Genomic DNA, 18062 nt, shown 5'->3' on the forward strand with positions numbered 1-18062 from the left:
GCGGGGCGGTCGGCGCGGACCCGCCCGCCCCACTCGGCCCGCCGGCACTGCCCGCGCGCAGATGGACGAGCGCCGCCCGTCCCTCCACCGCGCGCGGGTGCACGCCCGTCGGCGGAGCCTCGCGGCGCCGCGCCGGACGGCGACCGGCAGGTCCTCGGCCACCGCGACGGTCGACAGCGTGCACGGCGGAGCCCCGGAGCGAGATCACCCCGATGGGCCTGCGGGTGGGTGGCGGCAGCCAATCACGACACCGCACCCACCCGCAAACCCGCCGCTCACGGCTCCGGACGCAGCGTCATATTCCGAGCCCGGAAGGGTTGTTCACGGTCCGCCGCCCAGTGGGGAGCGGCCCGCCGCCCCGGCGCCGGGAGGTCGGACGCGGGAGGAGCCGGCGGAGGGCCGGCGCCTCCCGGGGCGGACCGTGCGGGAACAACCGATTCGCTTTCCACCGGCCGAGTGCGTAAGGTCGTGTTTACCGACGCGGGGTGGAGCAGCTCGGTAGCTCGCTGGGCTCATAACCCAGAGGTCGCAGGTTCAAATCCTGTCCCCGCTACTCAGTAGCAACGAAGGCCCGGAGGATCCGTCCTCCGGGCCTTCGCCGTTCCCGGAACAGAAGAATCGGCTTCTCGACGCCCTGGCCGAAAGCGATTCGCTTTTCGCCCTCCTCATGCCGTAAGGTCGTGTTTACCGACGCGGGGTGGAGCAGCTCGGTAGCTCGCTGGGCTCATAACCCAGAGGTCGCAGGTTCAAATCCTGTCCCCGCTACTCAGTAGCAACGAAGGCCCGGAGGATCCGTCCTCCGGGCCTTCGCCGTTCCCGGAACCGTTCCCCCAACGAAAAAGCCGGTCCCGGCACCTCCGTCCGAAAGCGATTCGCTTTTCGCCCTCCCCATGCCGTAAGGTCGTGTTTACCGACGCGGGGTGGAGCAGCTCGGTAGCTCGCTGGGCTCATAACCCAGAGGTCGCAGGTTCAAATCCTGTCCCCGCTACTCAGTAGCAACGAAGGCCCGGAGGATCCGTCCTCCGGGCCTTCGCCGTTCCCAGTACCGTTCCCGCAATGAAAAAGCCGGCCCCGGAAATCCGCAGGGCCTGGCATCGGAAGCGCGTGGTGCGCAAGAGTGGCCCGACCGCTGCCGCGACCGATGGAGCCTCCCGTGACCGTCGCCAGGATCATCCACTACCACCACGAGTTGCCGCTCGACTTCGACCAGTTGCTGCTCGGCATCCACGCCGACGCCCGCGCCGACCGGATGCTCGACCCGTTCACCCAGCGGTTCCACCAGGTCGTCGACCACTGGACGAGCCGTCCCGGGTTCTCCTGCGCCGTCTCCTACGAGGGCCGCGAACCGACCGGCTTCGCCTACGGCGCACCGCTGACGGCCGGCCGCGAGTGGTGGCGCGGGCTGCTCGGCCCCGCCCCGGACGCCGCCGCGACCTTCGGCCTGTCCGAGCTGATGGTCCGCCCCGCCTGGCGCGGGCAGGGCCTCGCCCGGCGGCTGCACGACGCCCTGCTGGAGGAGCGGCCCGAGGAGTTGGTGTGCCTCCTGGCCGAGGCCGACCAGCCCCGCGTGCGGGCCCGTGGCGAGTCCTGGGGCTACCGCCCGGTCGGCCCGACCCTGCCGGTCGCCGGCAGTCCCGCGTACACCGTGATGCTCCGCCGACTCCGGCCCACGTCCTCCTGACCTGCGCCGCTCGGATCCGGCCAGGAGTACCGTGAAAGGGCCGTCACACGTCCGGACGGTCCGACGGCCGACGAGTACTGAGAAAACATCCATGCCGTCCTCATGATGTTCGAAGCCGCGCGCCCTACTCTCATCGATCATGGCGATACGAAGCGTCTCCCGGGCAAGAGTGTTGGTACCGGTCGGCCTGCTCGTCGCCGCGGGGGCGGTGGCCGCGGCGTTGCAGGGGCCGTCCGGCGGTGTCGAGAGCCGGCCGCAGCTGTCCGTCGTGGCCGACACGACCTCGTCCGCGCCGCCGGTGGTCGCCCCGAGGACGCCCGCCCCGACGGCCACCCCCACGACCGCCGCGGCTCCCGACACCTCCACCGGTGCCGCCGTCGCAGCCCTGCACAGCGCCGTGGACCGGGCCGAGGGCGCGGTCTCGGTGGCGGTCACCGACCTGGGCACCGGGCAGTCGCTCAGCTACGGCGGCCCCGGCCACGACTTCGCCACCGCCAGCATCGTCAAACTCGACATACTGGCCGCGCTGCTGCTCCGGACGCAGGACCTCGGCACCACGCCGACCGCCGCCCAGCGCGACCTGGCCACCACGATGATCGAGAACAGCGACAACGACTCCGCCACCGGCCTGTGGGACGAGATCGGCGCGGACCCGGGTCTCGACGCCGCCAACGCACGCTTCGGCCTGACCGCCACCGAGGCCGGCCAGGACGGCTACTGGGGCCTCACCTCGACCACCGCCGACGACCAACTGCGGTTGCTGCGCCAGGTCTTCACCGACGATTCGCTGCTCTCCGCGACCTCCCGGGCCTACATCCAGGAGCTGCTCGACCAGGTGGAGGACGACCAGCGCTGGGGCGTGGGCGCGGCGGCGAGCAACGGCGGGTTCGAGGTGAAGAACGGCTGGCTGCCGAGGGACACGGACGGCCTGTGGGTGATCAACAGCATCGGCCGGGTCGAGCGGGACGGGCACGAGCTGCTGATCGCCGTGGTCTCGGACGGGAATCCGACCGACACCGACGGGGTGGACCTGGTGGAGTCGGTGGCCCTGGCGGCGGCCGAGGCCCTGTCCGGGAATTGAGCGCCGAGCGGGCTCAGCGCTGACGCGGGTCCCGGCCGAGCCCGTCGAGGAACTGCCGCTGGCCGTCCAGGAATCCGTCCGCGAAGAGCGAGCGGGGCGAGAAGAGCGCGGTGAGCGTGATCCTGAGTTCCGACTGCTCGACGGACCGCTTCAGCAGCGAGTGCGCCGCGTCCGGGTAGTGCTCGACCGTCAGCGCGCCGCCCGCGCCGCCCGTGTCCAGCGCCTCGCGGTAGCCGCGCTCGGTATCGGCGGTGTCCACGTTGGTGTCCTGGCCCGCGAGGACCAGCAGCACCGGGACGCCGCGCAGGGCGAGGAGGTCCCGGGTGGCGTCGGCGGTGTGGTTCCTTGAGACGAAGCCCCAGCGGTCGGCGGTCATGCCGTGCGCGTCGCCGCCCATGGCCGCGAGGTACTCCTCGAAGCCCGCATGCCGTGCGAGCAGCTCCCGGACGGCGTCGCTCCTGGCGGTCTCGGCCTCGGTCCGGGCCGCCGACGCGCCCTCGGCGCGCAGTTCGGCGAGCAGGTTGTAGCGGCCCTGCCGGAGCCAGTTGATCGCGGGCGAGACGGCGACGACGAAGCCCACCGGCGTCCTGGCGGCGACCTTCGGCAGGACCCAGCCCGCCTGGCTGGCGCCCCAGAGCCCGATCCGGTCGCCGTCGATGTCCGGACGGGCGCGGGCCCAGGCGATCGCGGCGGCCGTCTCGTCGGCCCGGTCGTCCATGGACTGGTCGAGCCAGTTGCCGGGGGCGCCCGCGACGCCGGGCTTGTCCCAGGAGAGGGAGGCGTAGCCGGCCTTGGCGTTGGCCTCCCAGATGGGCTTGTAGCCGTCGTCGTGGGTGGCGTCGGTGGGGCCGTCGCCGTGGACGAACACGACGAGTCCGTGGCGCTCGCGGCCGTCCCTGGGGACGGCGAGGACGCCGTTGAGGACGTGGCCGCCGTGGCGGATCGAGACCCTCCGCTCGTCCATGTCGTAGGAGTTCTGCCACAGCACCGCGCCGACGAGGCCGGTACCCACGAGCAGCACCGCGACGAGCGACCACACGGCGATGCGGAGCCCCCGCCGTCGGGGCTGGGTCCTGTGACGCACGGGACGGTCACCTCCGTTCCGATTCCGATTCCGGCCTTAGAACTATCAGAACAGCAACGATCGTGGCGAGTCTGATAGATTTGAGTCCTGGCTGCAAGGATCGGGAAGAAGAGGGGCACAGCATGGGACTCGACGCACCGGGCCCGGGCGCCGGAACGGTGACCGTGCGGCGCGGCCTCCCCGCCGGGGCCGAGCGGCGGGCCGCCGAGCTGTACTGGGAGGCCTTCGGCCGCAAGCTCCGCCCCGCCCTCGACCCGCCCGAGAAGGCCGTGCCCTTCATCGCCGCCCACCTCAACGCCGACCGCGCGGTCTGCGCCCTGCTCGACGGGCGGCTCGTCGGCCTCGCCGGGTACCGGCTCGGCGGCCGGGGCCTCACCGGAGGAACGGCCGGCGCCGTGCTGCGCGCGTACGGACGCCTGCGCGGGCTGCACCGCGTCCTGCTCCTCACCCTGTTCGAACGCCGGCCGGGGGCCGGGCAGCTCCTCATGGACGGGATCGCCGTGGATCCGGACCTGCGCGGCCGGGGCGTCGGCAGCCTGCTCATCGAGGAGGTGGCCGCCGTCGCGGCGGAGCAGGGCTTCCGGGAGATCCGGCTGGACGTGATCGACACCAACCCGCGCGCCCGGGCCCTGTACGAGCGGCGCGGCTTCACGGCCGTACGGACCGAGGAGACGCCCTACCTGCGGCGACTTCTCGGCTTCGGCGCGGTCACCACCATGCGCCGACCCGTCGGCACCGACCGGAGGACAGGACTGTGAGCACCGGAACCGACGACACCGGAACCGACCACGTCGAGGTCCCCACCCGGATGCTCGTCCACGCGCTGGTCCGCGAGGACGGCACCGTCGGCGCCGACGAGCTGTACAGCGTCGCCAACACCCTGGGCATGAGCGACCAGCAGGTCCGGCTGTGCGTCAAGCGACTCGTCGCCGAGGGCCGGTTCACCCACGAGGGCCGGGGCCGCAGGGCGCAGCTGCACGCGGCCCCGGACACCCTGCGCGACCTCGCCCCCGACGTGGACTTCCTGCGGCACGCCTTCCGCCAGGACGCCGGGGCCGCGCCCTGGGACGGCATCTGGCACCTGGCCGCCTTCGCGGTGCCCGAATCGGCACGCGCCGCCCGGGACACCCTGCGCGAGACGCTGGTCCACCTCGGCGGTGCCCCGCTCCAGGGCGGTCTGTACGTCAGCGCCAACGCCTGGGAACCGTACGTCGAGGAGGCGGCCCACCGCCTGGGCGCCCACGGCGGGCTCACCCTCCTCACCACGACCGACCTGCGCCGGGGCGACACCCGGGAGCCCGCCGAACTCGCCCGGGAGCTGTGGCCCCTGGCGGAGATCGCCGACCGCTACCACCGCCTCGACCGTGTCGTCGGCCCCCGGCTCGACCGGCTCACCGGCCCTGCCGAACTCTCCTCCGGCGAACTCCTCACCGTCGCGGTGGAGCTGGCCGCCGAGCTCACCCGCGCGATGGAGCCCGATCCGCTGCTGCCGCCCGAACTGCTGCCCCGGCCCTGGCCCGGCACCGGGGCCCGGGAGCGGATCGCCCGCTGCTGGGCCGCCCTGTACGCCCGCGACCGGGGCGAGGCCCGCCCGGCGCTCTTCCACCGCTACGCCGACATCACCCGGGAGGCGGCGGACCGGGCCACGGGCTGACCTCGGAAGCGACTCCTCGGGACTCACTCCTCCTCGGGGACCTCGACGATCAGCAGGATCCCCCGACTGCCGGGGCGGACGGCGTGCGGCGCCCGCGCCGGGATCCGGCACAGCTCGCCCGGGCCGACCGTCGACTCGGCCCCGTCCAGGAGGAGTTCGAGCCGACCGGAGAGGACGATCAGCACCTCCGGACTGTCGTGGGCCTCGACGGGCAGCGGCCGTCCGTCCATCCGCAGGACCTTCACGGCGGCCGTGCCCACCTGCTCCAGCAGCCGGGACTCCCACGGGGCGGTCAGCGCGGACGCGGCGGCGGAAAGGTCGATCGGGTTCACGGCGGGCGGGTTCACGGCGGTCGGGTTCACGGCATACCTCCATGACGGGCCCACCCCGCCGGGAGGGCAGGACAGGACCGCGATGCTGTTCGAAGGGGACGAGCTGGACGCTATCCGAGCGGCCGGGCCCGTTGGTCGACCGTTTGGTAAAACCTCGCGCGGCGCCGTGCCTCCGGAAGCGCCTCAGCGCGACAGTCCGGCCCGGTGGGCGAGGATCGCGAGGCGGACGCGGTCGCGGGACGCGAGCTTGTGGAGCAGTCGCCCGATGTGGGTCTTGGTGGTGCCCTCGGTGATGTGGAGGCGAGCGGCGATCTCGGGATTGGTGAGCCCGTCGCCGACCAGCGCCAGCACCTCGCGCTCGCGGGCCGTGAGGGCGAGGACGGCGGTGCGCGCCCGGGCCCGCACCGGGTCCTCGTCGGCGGCGCCCGGCCCGGCGGTCAGCAGCCCGGTCAACTCGGTGATCAGCCGCCGGGCGATGCCGGGCGCGAGCGCACCCTCTCCGGCGGCCACCGCCCGTACCGCGGCGAGGAGTTCGACGGGTTCGGCGTCCTTGAGCAGGAAGCCGGCCGCCCCGGCGCGCAGCGCACCGCGCACATAGGTGTCGAGCGCGTAGGTGCTGAGGATCAGCACCCGGCTGCCCGACGGTCCGGCGACGATCCGGCGGGTGGCCTCGATCCCGTCCAGGCCGGGCATCCGGATGTCCATGAGGACGACGTCCGGACGTTCCCGGTCGGCGAGTTCGACGGCCTCCGCGCCGTCCGCCGCCTCCCCCGCGACCGTGAAGCCCGGGGCGAGGCGCAGGATTCCGGCGAACCCGGCGCGGACAAGGGCCTGGTCGTCGGCGACCAGGACCCGGACCGTCACGGCCGGTGCTCCATCGCTGCGGAGCCCGACCCGGAGTCGGCCCCGGCTGCGGAGCTGGAGTCGGCCCCGGCCAGTGGCAGCCCGGCGCTGACCCGGAAGCCGCCCGCCGGGGTCGGCCCGGCCACGCACCAACCGCCGTACGGGGCCACCCGTTCCCGCATCCCGGCCAGTCCGGTGCCGCCCGTGCTGCCTGTGCCCGCCGGCGGTGCGGGGCGTGGACGCGCGCCGTCCCCGGGCCCGTCGTCCGTGACCTCCAACCACAGCTCGTCGTCCCGGTACTCGACCTCCACCCGGGCCCGGGCGGCGCCCGCGTGCCGGACCACGTTGGCGAGCGCCTCCCGCAGGATCCGGTACCCGGACAGGCCGACGCCGGGCGGCAGTTCGCGCTCCCGCCCGCGGATCCGCACCTCCACCGCGACCCCACCCGCACCGGCCCACTCCGCCAGCCGCCGCAGATCGACCGCCGCCAGCCCGGGGGCGGGCCCCGGGACCGGCGGCCGTTCCCGGGGACCGGCGGCCGTTCCCGGGGCCCGGTGTCCTCCCGGAGGACGGCGAGCAGCGTCCGGGTCTCGCGCAGCGCGTCCGTGCTCACGGCCCGGATCGCCGCGAGCGCCGTCCCGGCCGCCTCCGCGCCGCCGTCCGCTCCCGCGTGTGCCAGCGCGTACTGGCCGAAGCCGGCCTGGACGCTCACCACGCCGAGGCTGTGCGCCACCACGTCGTGCACCTCCTGTGCCAGCAGCAGCCGTTCCTCCGAGCGGGCGGCCCGCTCCAGCGCCGCCCGGCGCTCGGCGGCCACGGCGGTGTGCGCGCGGTGTCCGCGCACGGCGCGCCCCACCGCCCAGGCGGCGGTCTGGGCGAGAACGGCGAGCGGAAGATTGCCGAAGACCTCGTCGGGTGCCGTCGCGGTGACCGCCCAGCCGAGGACGGCCACGCCGAGCGCCGTCCGCCCGTGACCGGCCCACCCGGCCCGCCGGTCCTCGGCGGCAGCCGCGTACACCGCCAGCGCCCCGACCGGCACCGCCCACGCGCCGACCACCAGCCCGACCGCCGGCTGCCGGCAGCCCGCCACCGACAACACCCAGGCGAGGACGGCGATCCAGCACGACGCGGCCGGCCACCGCCGCCGGAGCGCCAGCGCGGTCCCCAGCGCCACCGTGGCGAGCACGGCGGCGGCCAGGGCGGCGGAGCCCTCCAGCGGCGGGTTGCCGCGGCCGTGCGGGTCGAAGTCGCGGGCGGCGTCGAGGACCCGGACGACGGTGACCGCCGTGCCTGCCAGCGCCACGAGCGGGTCCGTCCACGCCCGGTGGAAGGGCGCGAGCCGCTTCGTCCAGGGCGCCCGGGTGGCGGGGCGTGCGGGCGCGGGTCCGGCCGTCGGCTGGTTCTGCACCCGGCCAGGCTAGCCACCGGCGGACGGCCGGACATCCGACCACGGTCGTATGCCCCCGGCCGGACGCGCCGGACCGGGACCGGCCGTCACCTTGGTCACGGAACCACCCCCAGCACCCGATCCGTTCGAAGGAACCCGCCCATGCCCCGCACCGTGCCCCGACGCCGTTCCCGCCCGGCCGCCGCGCTGCTCGCCGGTCTGCTCAGCACCGGCGCGCTCGCCACGACGGCGGCGCTGCCCGCGACCGCGCACGCCGCCACCACCGCTGCCACTATCCCGCTCGCCCTCCCCGCGCCGACCGGCCCGCACCCCGTCGGCACCACCACCCTCCATCTGGTCGACCCGGGACGCCCCGACCTCTGGGCGCCCACTCCGCGTCCGCGCGAACTGATGGCCCAGCTCTGGTACCCGGCCGCCACCTGCGGCGGCTCCGCCCACCGGCTCGCGCCGTGGCTCGACCCGGCCGCGCTGGCCCACCTGGAGAGCGACTACCTCGGTGCCGCCCCCAGCCGCTTGGCCTGGCCCCTCACCCACTCCCGCCAGGACGCCCCGGCCGACCGCGGCACCCGCCACCCGGTCGTCCTCTACTCCCCCGGCTCCCGCGCCGACCGCGCCTTCGGCACCCTGGCCGCCGAGGACCTCGCCTCGCGCGGGTACGTGGTCGTCGCCGTCGACCACACCTTCGACGCCGGTGAGGTCACCTTCCCGGACGGGCGGCTGGAGATCCGCAACAAGCCCGCCGTGTTCGCCATGACGGACACCGGGATCGTCGACTACCGCACCGCCGACGTCCGCTTCGTCCTGGACCGGCTGACCGAGCTCGCGGCCGGCGCCGACCCCGACGCCGAGCACCGCCCCCTCCCGCCGGGCCTCGGTGCGGCGATCGACCCCGCCACCGTCGGCATGGTCGGCCACTCCATGGGCGGCGCCACCGCCGTCCAGACCCTGCACGACGACCCGCGCGTACTGGCCGGGGTATCGCTCGACGGCCCGGTCTTCGGCACCGCCGCCGCCGACGGCGTGGACCGCCCGCTGCTGCTCTTCCGCGCCTCGGACGACCGCCCGGTGCGCGACGCGATGTGGGACGCGCTGTGGCCGCATCTCGGCTCCTGGCGCCGCCAACTCACCCTCGGCGACTCGGGCCACGGCACCTTCTCCGACCTCGAAGCCCTCCTCCCCGCCGCCCGGCCCGTCCTCGGCTGGCCCGCCGGACAGCTCGACGCGTTCCTCGGCACCCTCGCCCCGGCCCGCGCCGTCGATGCCCAACGCGCCTATCTGGCCGCCTTCTTCGACCTCCACCTGCGCCATCGGCCCACCACCCTGTTCAACGGCCGCTCGGCCGCCCACCCGGAGGTCCGGTTGGACCGGTGAGACGGCCGGACCGGCGTCAGCGGCACAGGGCCGCGTCGACCACGCCCTCCAGCTTCCGCGCGGCCGCCTTGTCCGGCGCCTGGACGGTCATCGTGACGGTGGCGGCGCGGCCGTCCGCCGTGACGCCGACCCGGGTCTCGTAGCCCGGGATGCTGCCGCCGTGCCCCCAGTACTCGCCGCCGCAGGACAGCGGCGTGCTCACCAGCCCCAGCCCGTAACCCGATCCCGCCGCGAACGGCTCCCCTGCGGGAGTGGTGGCGCGCATCTCGGCGAGCTGCGCGGGCGGCAGGAGTTCGCCGTCCAGCAACGCCGTGAAGAAGCGGCCGAGTTCGGAGGGGGTGGAGACGAGCTGGCCGGCCGCCCAGGCCCAGGAGGGGTCCATGTCCGTAATGTCGACCAGCGGCCCGTCCGCCGACTCGCGGTAGTAGCCGTGCGGGTGGGCCCCGCGGATCGTCGCGTCGCCCGGCGCGGGGAAGTACGTGTGCCGCAGGCCGAGCGGCCGGACGATCCGCCGCTCGATCTCCTGGCCCAGGCTCCGCTGCGTCACCGCCTCGACGACCAGCCCGGCGAGAACGTAATTCGTGTTGCTGTACGCCCACTTGTGATCCTCGGGCGCGGCGTCGGCCGGGTAGCGGAGGGCAATGTCGAGCAGTTCGCGCGGCTCGTAGCGGCGGACGTCGTCGCCGAGGTGGAGGGTGTAGTTGGGCAGCCCGCTGGTCTGCTGGAGCAGGTGCCGGAGGGTGATCCGGTTGCCGTCGATCCCGTCGCCCCGGACGACGCCCGGCAGGTACCGCTCCACCGGCGCGTCCAGTTCGAGCCGCCCCTGCGCGACGAGTTGGAGCACCACCACGGCCGTGAAGGTCTTGGTGTTGCTGCCGACCCGCACCTGCCCGTTCTTCGGCACCGCCGCACCGGTGGCGGCGTCGCCGACCCCGGCGGTGTAGCTGCGGGTGCGCCCGTCCAGGAAGCGGACGGTGCCCAGCGCGCCGGGGGCGCCCGTCTCCGCCAGCAGCGCGTCCAGCCGCTGCTGGACGGCGTCGGGCCGGGCGACGGTGGTCGCGGCTGTCGCCGGGGCGGCCGCGGTGGCGACCAGGGCGGCGGCGGTGACGACCAGGGTGACGGCCTTCCAGCGGCTCATGAAGTGCCTCTCGTGCAAGGGTGCGTGTTGCTCGGATCCCGGACTCCCGGGTGCCGTTCCACAAGATCACGCAGCCCGGCGGGCGGTCGTCAGCTCACCGGGCGAGCGACCGTCGGCTCAGCGGACGAGTGGAGGCGGCCGGCCGTGAATCCCTGGTCCTGGCTGCCGTCATCCTCCGGGCCTACCCGAGCGGCTCACCCTTGTGCGGAGCGACCGGCCCCGGGAGCATGGCCCCACATGATCGACTACAACAGCGAGGCCCAGGCGTACGACACCACCCGGGGCGGCGAACCCCGGGCCGAGGCGGCGGCGGACGCCCTGGAACAACTGCTGCCGCAGGGCCCCGCGACCGTGCTGGACATCGCCTGCGGCACCGGCATCGTCACGCGCCGACTGCAACGGCCGGGCCGCACCGTGCTCGGCGTCGACCGCTCCCCCGGCATGCTCGTCCCGGCCGCGCGGCGGATACCCGGCGGGGCGGTGTGCGGCGACGCGACGCGGCTCCCGTTCGCCTCGGGGAGCGTGGACGCCGTGGTGATGGTCTGGCTGCTCCACCTGCTGCCGGACCCGGAACCCGTGCTCGCCGAGGCCCTCCGGGTGCTGCGGCCCGGCGGCAGGCTGGTGACCACCGTCGACAAGGAGGCGGCCTACTTCACCGAGGACGGCGACCTCGCCCGGGCCACCGCCGAACTGCGCCGCCAGTACACCCCGCACGCGCCCGACCGCACCGAGCGGATCCGGGACTGGGCGGGGGCCCACGGCCTGCGCCCCGCCGGTGAGGCCCGCTTCCCCGGCACCGGACAGGGGCGCAGTGCCAGGAAGTGGCGGGAGGCGATCGACGCGGGCCGCATCCCCTGGTGCGTGCGTGCCGACGCCGAGCAGGTGGCCGAGGTGGTCGGCCGACTCGCCGCGCTCCCCGACCAGGACACCCCGATCGCCGACCCGTCGTACCGCCTGCTCGCCCTGGAGGTGTGCGGACCGCCGGCACCCTGACGGCGGCGGCCCGCACACCCCCTCACCGCGCCGTGGCGGCGGCGGTGGGGGTCGGGGCCGGGCGGGGACGGCCGTGCTGACGGGTGGTGAGGGGGTACGCCCAGGCGAGGAGGGCGAGCAGCAGGACGAACGGGAGCAGGGTGCAGAGCGCGGCGCTGCCGGGGGCAGTCGCGGCATGGCGGGATTCAGCGGGCATCGGCGGGGCAGCGGGCATCGGCGAAGTCGAGTTCGGCCCAGACGGTCTTGGCGCTGGGGTCGCGGAGGGCCGTTCCCCAGCGGTCGGCGAGCGCGTCGATCAGCACCAGCCCCCGCCCCGACTGCCCGTCGGTGACCCGCGTCGACGGGAGCACGGGCAGCCGGTCGCCCCGGCAGTCGGACACCTCGATCCGGAGGGTGGCGCCCCGGCGCACGGTGGTGGTGAGGCTGATGTGCAGCTCGAACCCGCGCCCCGGAACGCGCCCGTGCGTGATGGCGTTCGCCGCCAGCTCGGCGACGATGAGCAGCGCCGAATGGAACGGCTCGCCGAAACTGGAGTCCACTCCCCAGTCGGCGAGTTGACGTCTGACGATGCCTCGGCAGAGACAGGCACCCTTCGCGGTCGCGGCGAGGACGATGGTGTGGCGGCGGGGGTTGTCGAGCGGAATTTCGGTCGTCATGGGGAAAAGCCTGGCGGCACGGCCGTACGCTGACCACGGATCCGGCGGGCACGGAGCGTGCTTGTGCGGAAGCGGAGGGTCCGCCTGTTGGCGAGGCCCGGATCAGTCGGTCGCAAACTCGTGCGAGCAGGGGTGGTTCCCATGGTGAGCAGCGTCGAGCGCAACGAGCGCACGGTCCCCGACGACGGGGAGACGTTGGAGAACTCGGACGGGATCGCCGAGTTCTACAGCGCGGTGGGCAAGTTGGTCAAGCTGTACCGCGAACGGGCGGGACTGACCCAGCGCGAGCTGGCGGAGCGCATCGGGTACAGCGAGGACATGGTCGGACTCATCGAGCGGGGGAAGCGGACGCCGAGAATCGAGTTCCTGACGGTGGTGGACCCCATCGTCGACGCGGGCGGGGCGCTGAAGGTCGTCGCGGACGACGTGATGAAGGCGAAGGTCCGGGTGAGTGAGCGTCACCCGGCTTTCTCCAAGGCGTTCACGGCGGAGGAAGCCAAGGCGATCGAGATCCACGAGTACAGCAGCCTGAACATCCCGGGGCTGCTGCAGACAGAGGCGCACGCGCGGGCGCTGTACGACATGCGCAGGCCGTGGCTGTCCGTCGAACAGATCGATTCATGGGTCGTCGCGCGGATGACCCGACAGGAGATCCTGAGCCGTTGGCCGCTGCCCGTGATGAGCTGGGTGATCGACGAGAGTGCCCTGCGGCGGCCGTTGGGCGGCTGGGACATCCACGAGGCGCAGCTGCGCCACCTGCTCAGCGTGGCCGAGGTGCGCGGCGTGGAACTCCAGGTGATGCCGCTCGACCGCACGGAGAACGCCGGCATGGGCGGCTCGTTCGCCCTGCTCACGCCAGCTGGAGGCGCACAGATCGCCTACGTCGAAGTCCAGCACGTCAATAGGCTGATCACGGATCCGGTGGAAATCCGTAAGATGGCGGCACGGTACGGCACCCTCAGGGGGCAGGCACTCACCATGAGGGAGTCCCTGGCCCTGATCGAAAAGACTCTGGGAGAGCGGTAGGCATGGCCGAACTCGCGTGGTTCAAGAGCAGCTACAGCAGCAACGAGGGCGCCCAGTGCGTCGAGGTCGCCGAGACGCCCGGTGTCGTCCATGTCCGTGATTCCAAGGACAAGACCGGCCCCCAACTCGCCTTCGAGCCAGCCGCGTGGAAGGCGTTCATCAACTTCGCCGCAGACGCCAACGTCTGAAACAGCACACCCCCGACGGCCCGCCGCTTCCCAGCGGCGGGCCCGTCGGCATTCCTCCCCAGGCCCGACAGATTCCAGCTGTACTGGCTGCCCTCAGTCCCGGGCGCCCAGCAGGAAGTCCGGGTACAGGTTCACCGTCTGGTCGACCAGCGCGTGCAGACCCGCGACGTACTCGCCCACCCCGCCGGCCTCGTCGATGCTCGCGTGCAGCCCGTCGATCAGCGGCCCGACAGCCGCCGCGAAGGCCCGCAACTGGCTCGGCTCGGTCAGCCGCGCCGCGAACTCCTCCCGGGCCGCCGCGGAGTCCGCGCACCCGACGAGCAGCTTCTCCGCCACCACGCGCTCCGGCCCGGACAGCGACTTCAGGTACTGCACCACCATGAAGGTCGCAGTCCCGTTGCGAAGGTCCTCGTACCGTCCCGAGGCGATGTCCCGCTGGTCGTTGACCAACTGCCGCAGCACACCGAAACGCGCGCCGAAGTCGCGCCACGCGTCCACCCGCGCCTCGTCGCACCCGGCCAGCACCGCGCCCATCGCGGCGGCCATGGCGTACGGGGCACCGGTCTTCCCCAGGTAGCCGTCCATGACCTCCTCGGCCGTCGCCGTCGCGGCGGTCGCCGTGAGGTCCGCGAGCTGCCCGGCTATCGCCCGGTACCAGGTGCGCGACAGCTCCTGACGCAGGCGCAGCGCCCGCGCCGGGTCGTCGCGGCACCCCTCGTCGAGCACCTCGTCCACCAGGTGGCAGGCGATCCCGAACACGGCGAGCAGCTCCTGGTCCGCACTGTCCGTGTCGGCCGCGGCGGGCGGCCGGGGCCCGGCGTCGGACAGGTCGTCCAGGTAGCGTGCCGCAACCCACCACAGCACGTGCGCCACCGCCGCGGGTTCGGCCGGCGCCGGGTCGCCGGAGTGCGTCCCGTGCACCAGGAACGGCAACGCGACGATCCCGTCCACGGCCGGCCCCGAGCCGCGCCCGGCGATCCGGTCCAGGAAGCCGGTCAGGGCCCGTCCCATCGCCCGGTCGGCGGCCGCACCGGGACCGGTCGAGCGGATCAGCCCCTCGCCCGTGCCGCGCAGCCGCCGCAGCACGGCGTCCGAACTCCAAGTGGGTGCGCCTGCCGTCATGGTGTCCTCCGTGTGAATGACCGGGCTCTTGTGTTCGTTCAAAGAGTCGAGAATCAAGGTACGGGGACACTGGTGCGGCCACTGTGCTTACCGTGACGGTTGTCGGGTTCTCTTGTCGGACTGTTCACGGGTGGGGACAGGTCCGACGCACTCGAAGCCCTTCGAGGCTCCGGGCGGGCGACCCGGGACGCGGGCGCCGTACACCCGTCAGGAGGGCTGGGACCAGAGCTGGTTGGCGCCGCCGATGCAGTCCCACAGCACCAGCTGGTTGCCATTGGTCGGGTTGGACTCCGGGACGGTCAGGCACAGGTTGGACTGCGGATTGACGATCCGGCCGTCCGGCTCCCGGTACCACTGCTGGGCGGCGCTGCCGTTGCAGAGGAGGAGTTGCACCTTGGTGCCGTTTTTCGTACCGCCGCCGACCGCGTCCATGCACTTGCCCAGCGCCTTGACGGTTCCGCCGATGGCCAGCCGCCAGATCTGGCCGGGCGCGCCGGTGCAGTCGCTGATCTGCACCTTCGTCCCGTCCTCGGGACTGCCGTTCCGCAGTTCCATGCACTTGCCCGCGAGTCCGATGATCCGGCCCGGCGGGCGGACCGGACCGGGCTCCTCCGGCGGCAGGACGTAGCCGAGGATGATCCGCACGTCGACGAACTGGCCCGGGCTGCAGTTCACGGAGGTGGTGGTGTTGCCGACGATCACCGAGCTGTTGACGTAGTTTTCGTAGACTCGGCCACCGATGCTCCACGCGCAGTGGCCCTGGAGCGTCCAGGTCTGGCGCGGTTCGATTCCGGTGCACTCCCCGAACTGGTTCAGTTCGCCGATGACGGCATAGGTGCGGCATCCGGCGGGCGCGGAGGCCAGGGAGGCGGGGGAGGCCGGAGAGGCTGCGGGGGCCTCCGGAGCGGAGGCGGCCACTACGGACGCTCCGGGCACTCCGGGACCGGAGGCGAGGGCGGCCGAGGGTGCGGCGAGGGCAGCCGCCACCGCCATGGGCAGGGCCGCGAGCAGGGTTGGGGCACGACGCATCGAAGGATCCCTTCCGGGCCACGGGAACTTCCAACTCGAAACTTTGTCGGTTGAGTTGACTGATCGACAGATTCTCCGGGCCGCGGGCCAGCCTCGGGGATCGACCGCCCGGCGTCAACGTGTCCGCTCGAAGTTCCTCCCCGGGCCGTTCGTGCCCGGGCCGACCGCCGCACTCACCCGGTGGGCTCGCGGCTGTAGAGCTTCCTGGCCCACCGGTAGCCGCCCAGGGCGATCGCGGCGCACCAGCCGACGGCCAGGGCCGCGCTGTGCCCGACCGGGGTGCCCATCGGCCGAGCACTGGCACGCGGTCTACCCCACCCACCCCCGGGAGACGTCCGAGGCCGAGGACTGACCTTCCACCGGGCGAGGACTGTCGTGCCCCGTCACAGCCCGGTGGCCAGCCAAATCGTCACAGCGGCAGTGGTGATGAGCCCTGTGTTCAGTGCGATCCGGCGGTCGCCGCCGGTCAGGTGGACGGCGATCGCCCCGGCCTGGAGGAGGACGAGGCCGCCGGCCGCGGCAAGTGCCAGCGGGACCGCGATGCCCGTCAGCGGCGGCAGGACCAGTCCGGTCGCGCCCAGGACTTCGACCGTCCCCAGCGCCCTGAGGGCGGGCAGGGGCAGACGGTCGACCCAGGCCATCATCGGCCGGAGCTGATCGCGGCTGCGGATCACCTTCAGCGTGCCCGCGTAGAGGTAGAAGAGCGCGAGCGGTGTCGCGAGGATCCAGTAGGCGATGTTCATGGTGAGAAGTGCACCGCCGGAGGGCTACCGGTGTCCAAGACCCGTTTTCGCCGAGCCGATACCCCACAGGTATCGGCGCAGCCCGGGCCCCTCGATCGGGTGATGACCCACCATGATCAACAACACCGGGCACCACCCGTCTCCGCCCCGGGCCGGTGCCCGTCCGGATGGAGGAAGCAGAGCGGAGAGCCCCGGGCGGAAGGTCAAGTCAAGCTCCTCAAAGGGGATTTCGTGCCCCTCCTTCCCCGCCCCAAGGGGGAGCACGAGTTGCCGTTCAGAGGCAGTACAGAGGCCCCGCAGGGCCTTCCGCAGGACGACGCGGGTGAGGCGGTGCGGATGCGAACGTGGCGGTGGGGCCCGGGGGTCGGGTCCGGGAGGGAACACCATGAACGCCAATCACCTGGCCGGCCCGCGTCGTCGCGACCGGCTCGGCCTGCGGCTCGCCGCCGTCGCGGTGGCCGGGGCCACGGTCGCCACGCTCGCCCCGACGGCCGCGGTGGCGGCGGGCGTCGGGGTGCCCGCCGCCGTGGCGGAGGCCGAACGGCAGCGGCCGGCCGTCGACCTGGGCCCGGAGCTGCGGGCCCTGGTCGAGCGCGGCGGTGCGACGGCCGCGCTCGGCGAGGCGCGCGAGAACGGCCGCCGACCGTCGCGCGACGCCGCCGGGGTCGTCGACCTGGACTCCGGGCGCGCGGTGCGCGCCGACAGCCGGTTCCGGATCGGCAGTGTGACCAAGACCTTCGTCTCCACGGTCGTCCTTCAGCTGGCCGACGAGGGCCGGCTCCGGTTGGACGACCCGGTGGAGCAGTACCTGCCGGGCGTCGTCCCCAACGGCGGCGCGATCACCCTGCGGCAGTTGCTGCAGCACACCAGCGGCCTGTTCGACTACCTGGAGGACCCTAGGTTCCTCTACCACGACGAGGCGAGCCTGCGCGCGTACCTGGCACAGGGGCGCTGGACGGACTTCCGCCCGGAGGAGCTGGTCTCCGTCGGCGTCGGGCACTCGCCGTACTTCGCGCCCGGGCAGGGTTGGCACTACTCCAACACCAACTACATACTCACCGGGATGATCATCCGCAAGGTCACCGGGCGCAGCTGGCAGCGCGAGGTGGAACGGCGGATCGTCGAACCGCTGAACCTCGACAGCACGACGTTCCCGAACTCCTCCGCCCGGATCCCCGGTCCCCACGCGCACGGGTACGTCCAGCTGCCGGAGGGCCCGGCGGACGTCACCAGGATCAACCCGACCGTCGCGGACGCCGCCGGCAACGGCATCTCCACCACGGCCGACCTCGACCGCTTCCACGCCGCCCTGTTCGGCGGCAAGCTGCTGACGCCCGCCCGGCTGGCCGAGATGACGACCGCCGTCCCGGCACCGATGATCGCCGCGCACTACGGGCTCGGCCTGATCCGCTACGACCTGCCGTGCGGCGAGGTCTGGGGCCACACCGGCGGCATCCCCGGCTACAACACGATCATGCTCGGGGCGCGCGACGGCTCGCGGCAGTTCGCCGTCTCCTTCAACCTCCTGGAGGGGGCCGAGACCGACGAGACCGGCGCGGCGATCGACGACCTCCTCCTGAAGGCGGCCTGCGGCCCGGACGGTACCGGGGCGGCACCGGCAGCAAAGGACGCCACTGGCCGGTCGCCCCTGAAGCTGCTGCGCTGACGCCGAGTCCGCCAGCCCGCCGGCCCGCCGCAGACCGCTGCGACGAG

Annotated in this window: 19 protein-coding genes, 3 tRNA genes and 1 pseudogene; 12 read left to right on the top strand and 11 right to left on the bottom strand. The window is 73.5% G+C overall.

Annotation, left to right across the window (positions count from 1 at the left end; translation table 11 throughout):
* Window positions 1–479 precede the first annotated feature (479 nt).
* The 5 genes from OG715_RS09360 (at window position 480) to OG715_RS09380 (ending at window position 2762) form a co-directional block, all read left to right on the top strand.
* A tRNA-Met gene (locus tag OG715_RS09360) sits at window positions 480–553 on the top strand.
* Between the two features lie 138 nt (window positions 554–691).
* Window positions 692–765: transfer RNA gene (locus tag OG715_RS09365), tRNA-Met, on the top strand.
* 149 nt (window positions 766–914) lie between these two features.
* Window positions 915–988, top strand: a tRNA-Met gene (locus OG715_RS09370).
* Between the two features lie 165 nt (window positions 989–1153).
* Window positions 1154–1681: a GNAT family N-acetyltransferase gene (locus OG715_RS09375; RefSeq protein ID WP_323182270.1), complete on the top strand. Its 528-nt coding sequence runs from the start codon at window positions 1154–1156 to the stop codon at window positions 1679–1681.
* A 139-nt stretch (window positions 1682–1820) separates the two neighbouring features.
* Window positions 1821–2762 carry a serine hydrolase gene (locus OG715_RS09380; RefSeq protein ID WP_266275613.1) on the top strand — a complete coding sequence of 314 codons (942 nt, stop codon included), beginning with the start codon at window positions 1821–1823 and terminating at the stop codon, window positions 2760–2762.
* A 13-nt stretch (window positions 2763–2775) separates the two neighbouring features.
* Here OG715_RS09380 and OG715_RS09385 read toward each other — a convergent pair whose 3' ends face one another.
* Window positions 2776–3846 carry an alpha/beta hydrolase family protein gene (locus tag OG715_RS09385; protein WP_266275611.1) on the bottom strand — a complete coding sequence of 357 codons (1071 nt, stop codon included), beginning with the start codon at window positions 3844–3846 and terminating at the stop codon, window positions 2776–2778.
* 122 nt (window positions 3847–3968) lie between these two features.
* Here OG715_RS09385 and OG715_RS09390 point away from each other — a divergent pair, with 122 nt between their 5' ends.
* Window positions 3969–4604, top strand: a complete 636-nt coding sequence (locus OG715_RS09390) for a GNAT family N-acetyltransferase (protein ID WP_266275609.1) — start codon at window positions 3969–3971, stop codon at window positions 4602–4604.
* Between the two features lie 50 nt (window positions 4605–4654).
* On the top strand, window positions 4655–5500 hold the full coding sequence (locus tag OG715_RS09395) for a PaaX family transcriptional regulator C-terminal domain-containing protein (RefSeq protein WP_266277369.1): 846 nt from the start codon (window positions 4655–4657) through the stop codon (window positions 5498–5500).
* Between the two features lie 23 nt (window positions 5501–5523).
* Here OG715_RS09395 and OG715_RS09400 read toward each other — a convergent pair whose 3' ends face one another.
* The 4 genes and pseudogenes from OG715_RS09400 to OG715_RS42390 all read right to left on the bottom strand — a co-directional run.
* A complete protein-coding gene (locus OG715_RS09400; protein ID WP_266275607.1) occupies window positions 5524–5862 on the bottom strand; it encodes a cupin domain-containing protein in 339 nt (112 codons plus the stop codon).
* 153 nt (window positions 5863–6015) lie between these two features.
* Window positions 6016–6696 (bottom strand): response regulator, encoded by a 681-nt coding sequence (locus tag OG715_RS09405; protein WP_266275605.1) that lies wholly within the window; start codon window positions 6694–6696, stop codon window positions 6016–6018.
* A complete protein-coding gene (locus OG715_RS09410; RefSeq protein WP_266275602.1) occupies window positions 6693–7109 on the bottom strand; it encodes a sensor histidine kinase in 417 nt (138 codons plus the stop codon). Before OG715_RS09410 ends, OG715_RS09405 begins: the two co-directional genes overlap by 4 nt.
* Window positions 7110–7291: 182 nt before the next feature.
* Window positions 7292–8083, bottom strand: a pseudogene (locus OG715_RS42390) (DUF7134 domain-containing protein); the annotation flags it as partial.
* Window positions 8084–8224: 141 nt separating this feature from the next.
* Here OG715_RS42390 and OG715_RS09420 point away from each other — a divergent pair.
* Window positions 8225–9454, top strand: a complete 1230-nt coding sequence (locus OG715_RS09420; RefSeq protein WP_266275598.1) for an alpha/beta hydrolase family protein — start codon at window positions 8225–8227, stop codon at window positions 9452–9454.
* A gap of 16 nt (window positions 9455–9470) precedes the next feature.
* On the opposite strand, the gene OG715_RS09425 is transcribed toward OG715_RS09420, so the two are convergent.
* Window positions 9471–10592: a serine hydrolase domain-containing protein gene (locus tag OG715_RS09425; protein WP_266275596.1), complete on the bottom strand. Its 1122-nt coding sequence runs from the start codon at window positions 10590–10592 to the stop codon at window positions 9471–9473.
* 237 nt (window positions 10593–10829) lie between these two features.
* On the opposite strand from OG715_RS09425, the gene OG715_RS09430 reads away from it, so the two are divergent.
* Window positions 10830–11585, top strand: coding sequence for a class I SAM-dependent methyltransferase (locus OG715_RS09430; RefSeq protein WP_266275594.1), 756 nt, complete (start codon window positions 10830–10832; stop codon window positions 11583–11585).
* Window positions 11586–11607: 22 nt separating this feature from the next.
* Here the strand turns inward: OG715_RS09430 and OG715_RS09435 are convergent, their stop codons facing one another.
* A complete protein-coding gene (locus tag OG715_RS09435; protein WP_266275592.1) occupies window positions 11608–11781 on the bottom strand; it encodes a hypothetical protein in 174 nt (57 codons plus the stop codon).
* A complete protein-coding gene (locus OG715_RS09440) occupies window positions 11771–12241 on the bottom strand; it encodes an ATP-binding protein (protein ID WP_266275590.1) in 471 nt (156 codons plus the stop codon). The genes OG715_RS09435 and OG715_RS09440 overlap by 11 nt, the downstream gene beginning before the upstream one ends.
* Window positions 12242–12382: 141 nt before the next feature.
* Between OG715_RS09440 and OG715_RS09445 the strand changes: the two genes are divergently transcribed.
* Window positions 12383–13267, top strand: a complete 885-nt coding sequence (locus OG715_RS09445) for a helix-turn-helix domain-containing protein (protein WP_266275588.1) — start codon at window positions 12383–12385, stop codon at window positions 13265–13267.
* Window positions 13268–13269: 2 nt separating this feature from the next.
* On the top strand, window positions 13270–13455 hold the full coding sequence (locus OG715_RS09450; RefSeq protein ID WP_266275586.1) for a DUF397 domain-containing protein: 186 nt from the start codon (window positions 13270–13272) through the stop codon (window positions 13453–13455).
* Window positions 13456–13548: 93 nt separating this feature from the next.
* Here OG715_RS09450 and OG715_RS09455 read toward each other — a convergent pair whose 3' ends face one another.
* From OG715_RS09455 to OG715_RS09465, 3 genes are all read right to left on the bottom strand, one after another.
* Window positions 13549–14577, bottom strand: a complete 1029-nt coding sequence (locus OG715_RS09455; protein WP_266275584.1) for a polyprenyl synthetase family protein — start codon at window positions 14575–14577, stop codon at window positions 13549–13551.
* A gap of 207 nt (window positions 14578–14784) precedes the next feature.
* Window positions 14785–15606, bottom strand: a complete 822-nt coding sequence (locus OG715_RS09460) for a ricin-type beta-trefoil lectin domain protein (RefSeq protein WP_266275582.1) — start codon at window positions 15604–15606, stop codon at window positions 14785–14787.
* 383 nt (window positions 15607–15989) lie between these two features.
* Complete coding sequence (locus OG715_RS09465; protein WP_266275579.1) at window positions 15990–16349, bottom strand: DoxX family protein; 360 nt, start codon at window positions 16347–16349, stop codon at window positions 15990–15992.
* A 385-nt stretch (window positions 16350–16734) separates the two neighbouring features.
* Here OG715_RS09465 and OG715_RS09470 point away from each other — a divergent pair, with 385 nt between their 5' ends.
* Window positions 16735–18015: a serine hydrolase domain-containing protein gene (locus OG715_RS09470; RefSeq protein ID WP_266275577.1), complete on the top strand. Its 1281-nt coding sequence runs from the start codon at window positions 16735–16737 to the stop codon at window positions 18013–18015.
* Window positions 18016–18062: the final 47 nt, after the last annotated feature.

Source organism: Kitasatospora purpeofusca, assembly GCF_036010405.1.
Lineage (GTDB): Bacteria > Actinomycetota > Actinomycetes > Streptomycetales > Streptomycetaceae > Kitasatospora > Kitasatospora purpeofusca.

Excerpts from the sequence above, each read along its gene's own strand:
- OG715_RS09460 (WP_266275582.1), bottom strand. The coding sequence starts at position 15,606 with ATGCGTCGTGCCCCAACCCTGCTCGCGGCCCTGCCCATGGCGGTGGCG.
- OG715_RS09380 (WP_266275613.1), top strand. The coding sequence starts at position 1,821 with ATGGCGATACGAAGCGTCTCCCGGGCAAGAGTGTTGGTACCGGTCGGC.
- OG715_RS09425 (WP_266275596.1), bottom strand. The coding sequence starts at position 10,592 with ATGAGCCGCTGGAAGGCCGTCACCCTGGTCGTCACCGCCGCCGCCCTG.
- OG715_RS09465 (WP_266275579.1), bottom strand. The coding sequence starts at position 16,349 with ATGAACATCGCCTACTGGATCCTCGCGACACCGCTCGCGCTCTTCTAC.
- OG715_RS09390 (WP_266275609.1), top strand. The coding sequence starts at position 3,969 with ATGGGACTCGACGCACCGGGCCCGGGCGCCGGAACGGTGACCGTGCGG.
- OG715_RS09440 (WP_266275590.1), bottom strand. The coding sequence starts at position 12,241 with ATGACGACCGAAATTCCGCTCGACAACCCCCGCCGCCACACCATCGTC.
- OG715_RS09435 (WP_266275592.1), bottom strand. The coding sequence starts at position 11,781 with ATGCCCGCTGAATCCCGCCATGCCGCGACTGCCCCCGGCAGCGCCGCG.
- OG715_RS09445 (WP_266275588.1), top strand. The coding sequence starts at position 12,383 with ATGGTGAGCAGCGTCGAGCGCAACGAGCGCACGGTCCCCGACGACGGG.
- OG715_RS09470 (WP_266275577.1), top strand. The coding sequence starts at position 16,735 with ATGAACGCCAATCACCTGGCCGGCCCGCGTCGTCGCGACCGGCTCGGC.
- OG715_RS09420 (WP_266275598.1), top strand. The coding sequence starts at position 8,225 with ATGCCCCGCACCGTGCCCCGACGCCGTTCCCGCCCGGCCGCCGCGCTG.
- OG715_RS09395 (WP_266277369.1), top strand. The coding sequence starts at position 4,655 with ATGCTCGTCCACGCGCTGGTCCGCGAGGACGGCACCGTCGGCGCCGAC.
- OG715_RS09455 (WP_266275584.1), bottom strand. The coding sequence starts at position 14,577 with ATGACGGCAGGCGCACCCACTTGGAGTTCGGACGCCGTGCTGCGGCGG.
- OG715_RS09430 (WP_266275594.1), top strand. The coding sequence starts at position 10,830 with ATGATCGACTACAACAGCGAGGCCCAGGCGTACGACACCACCCGGGGC.
- OG715_RS09450 (WP_266275586.1), top strand. The coding sequence starts at position 13,270 with ATGGCCGAACTCGCGTGGTTCAAGAGCAGCTACAGCAGCAACGAGGGC.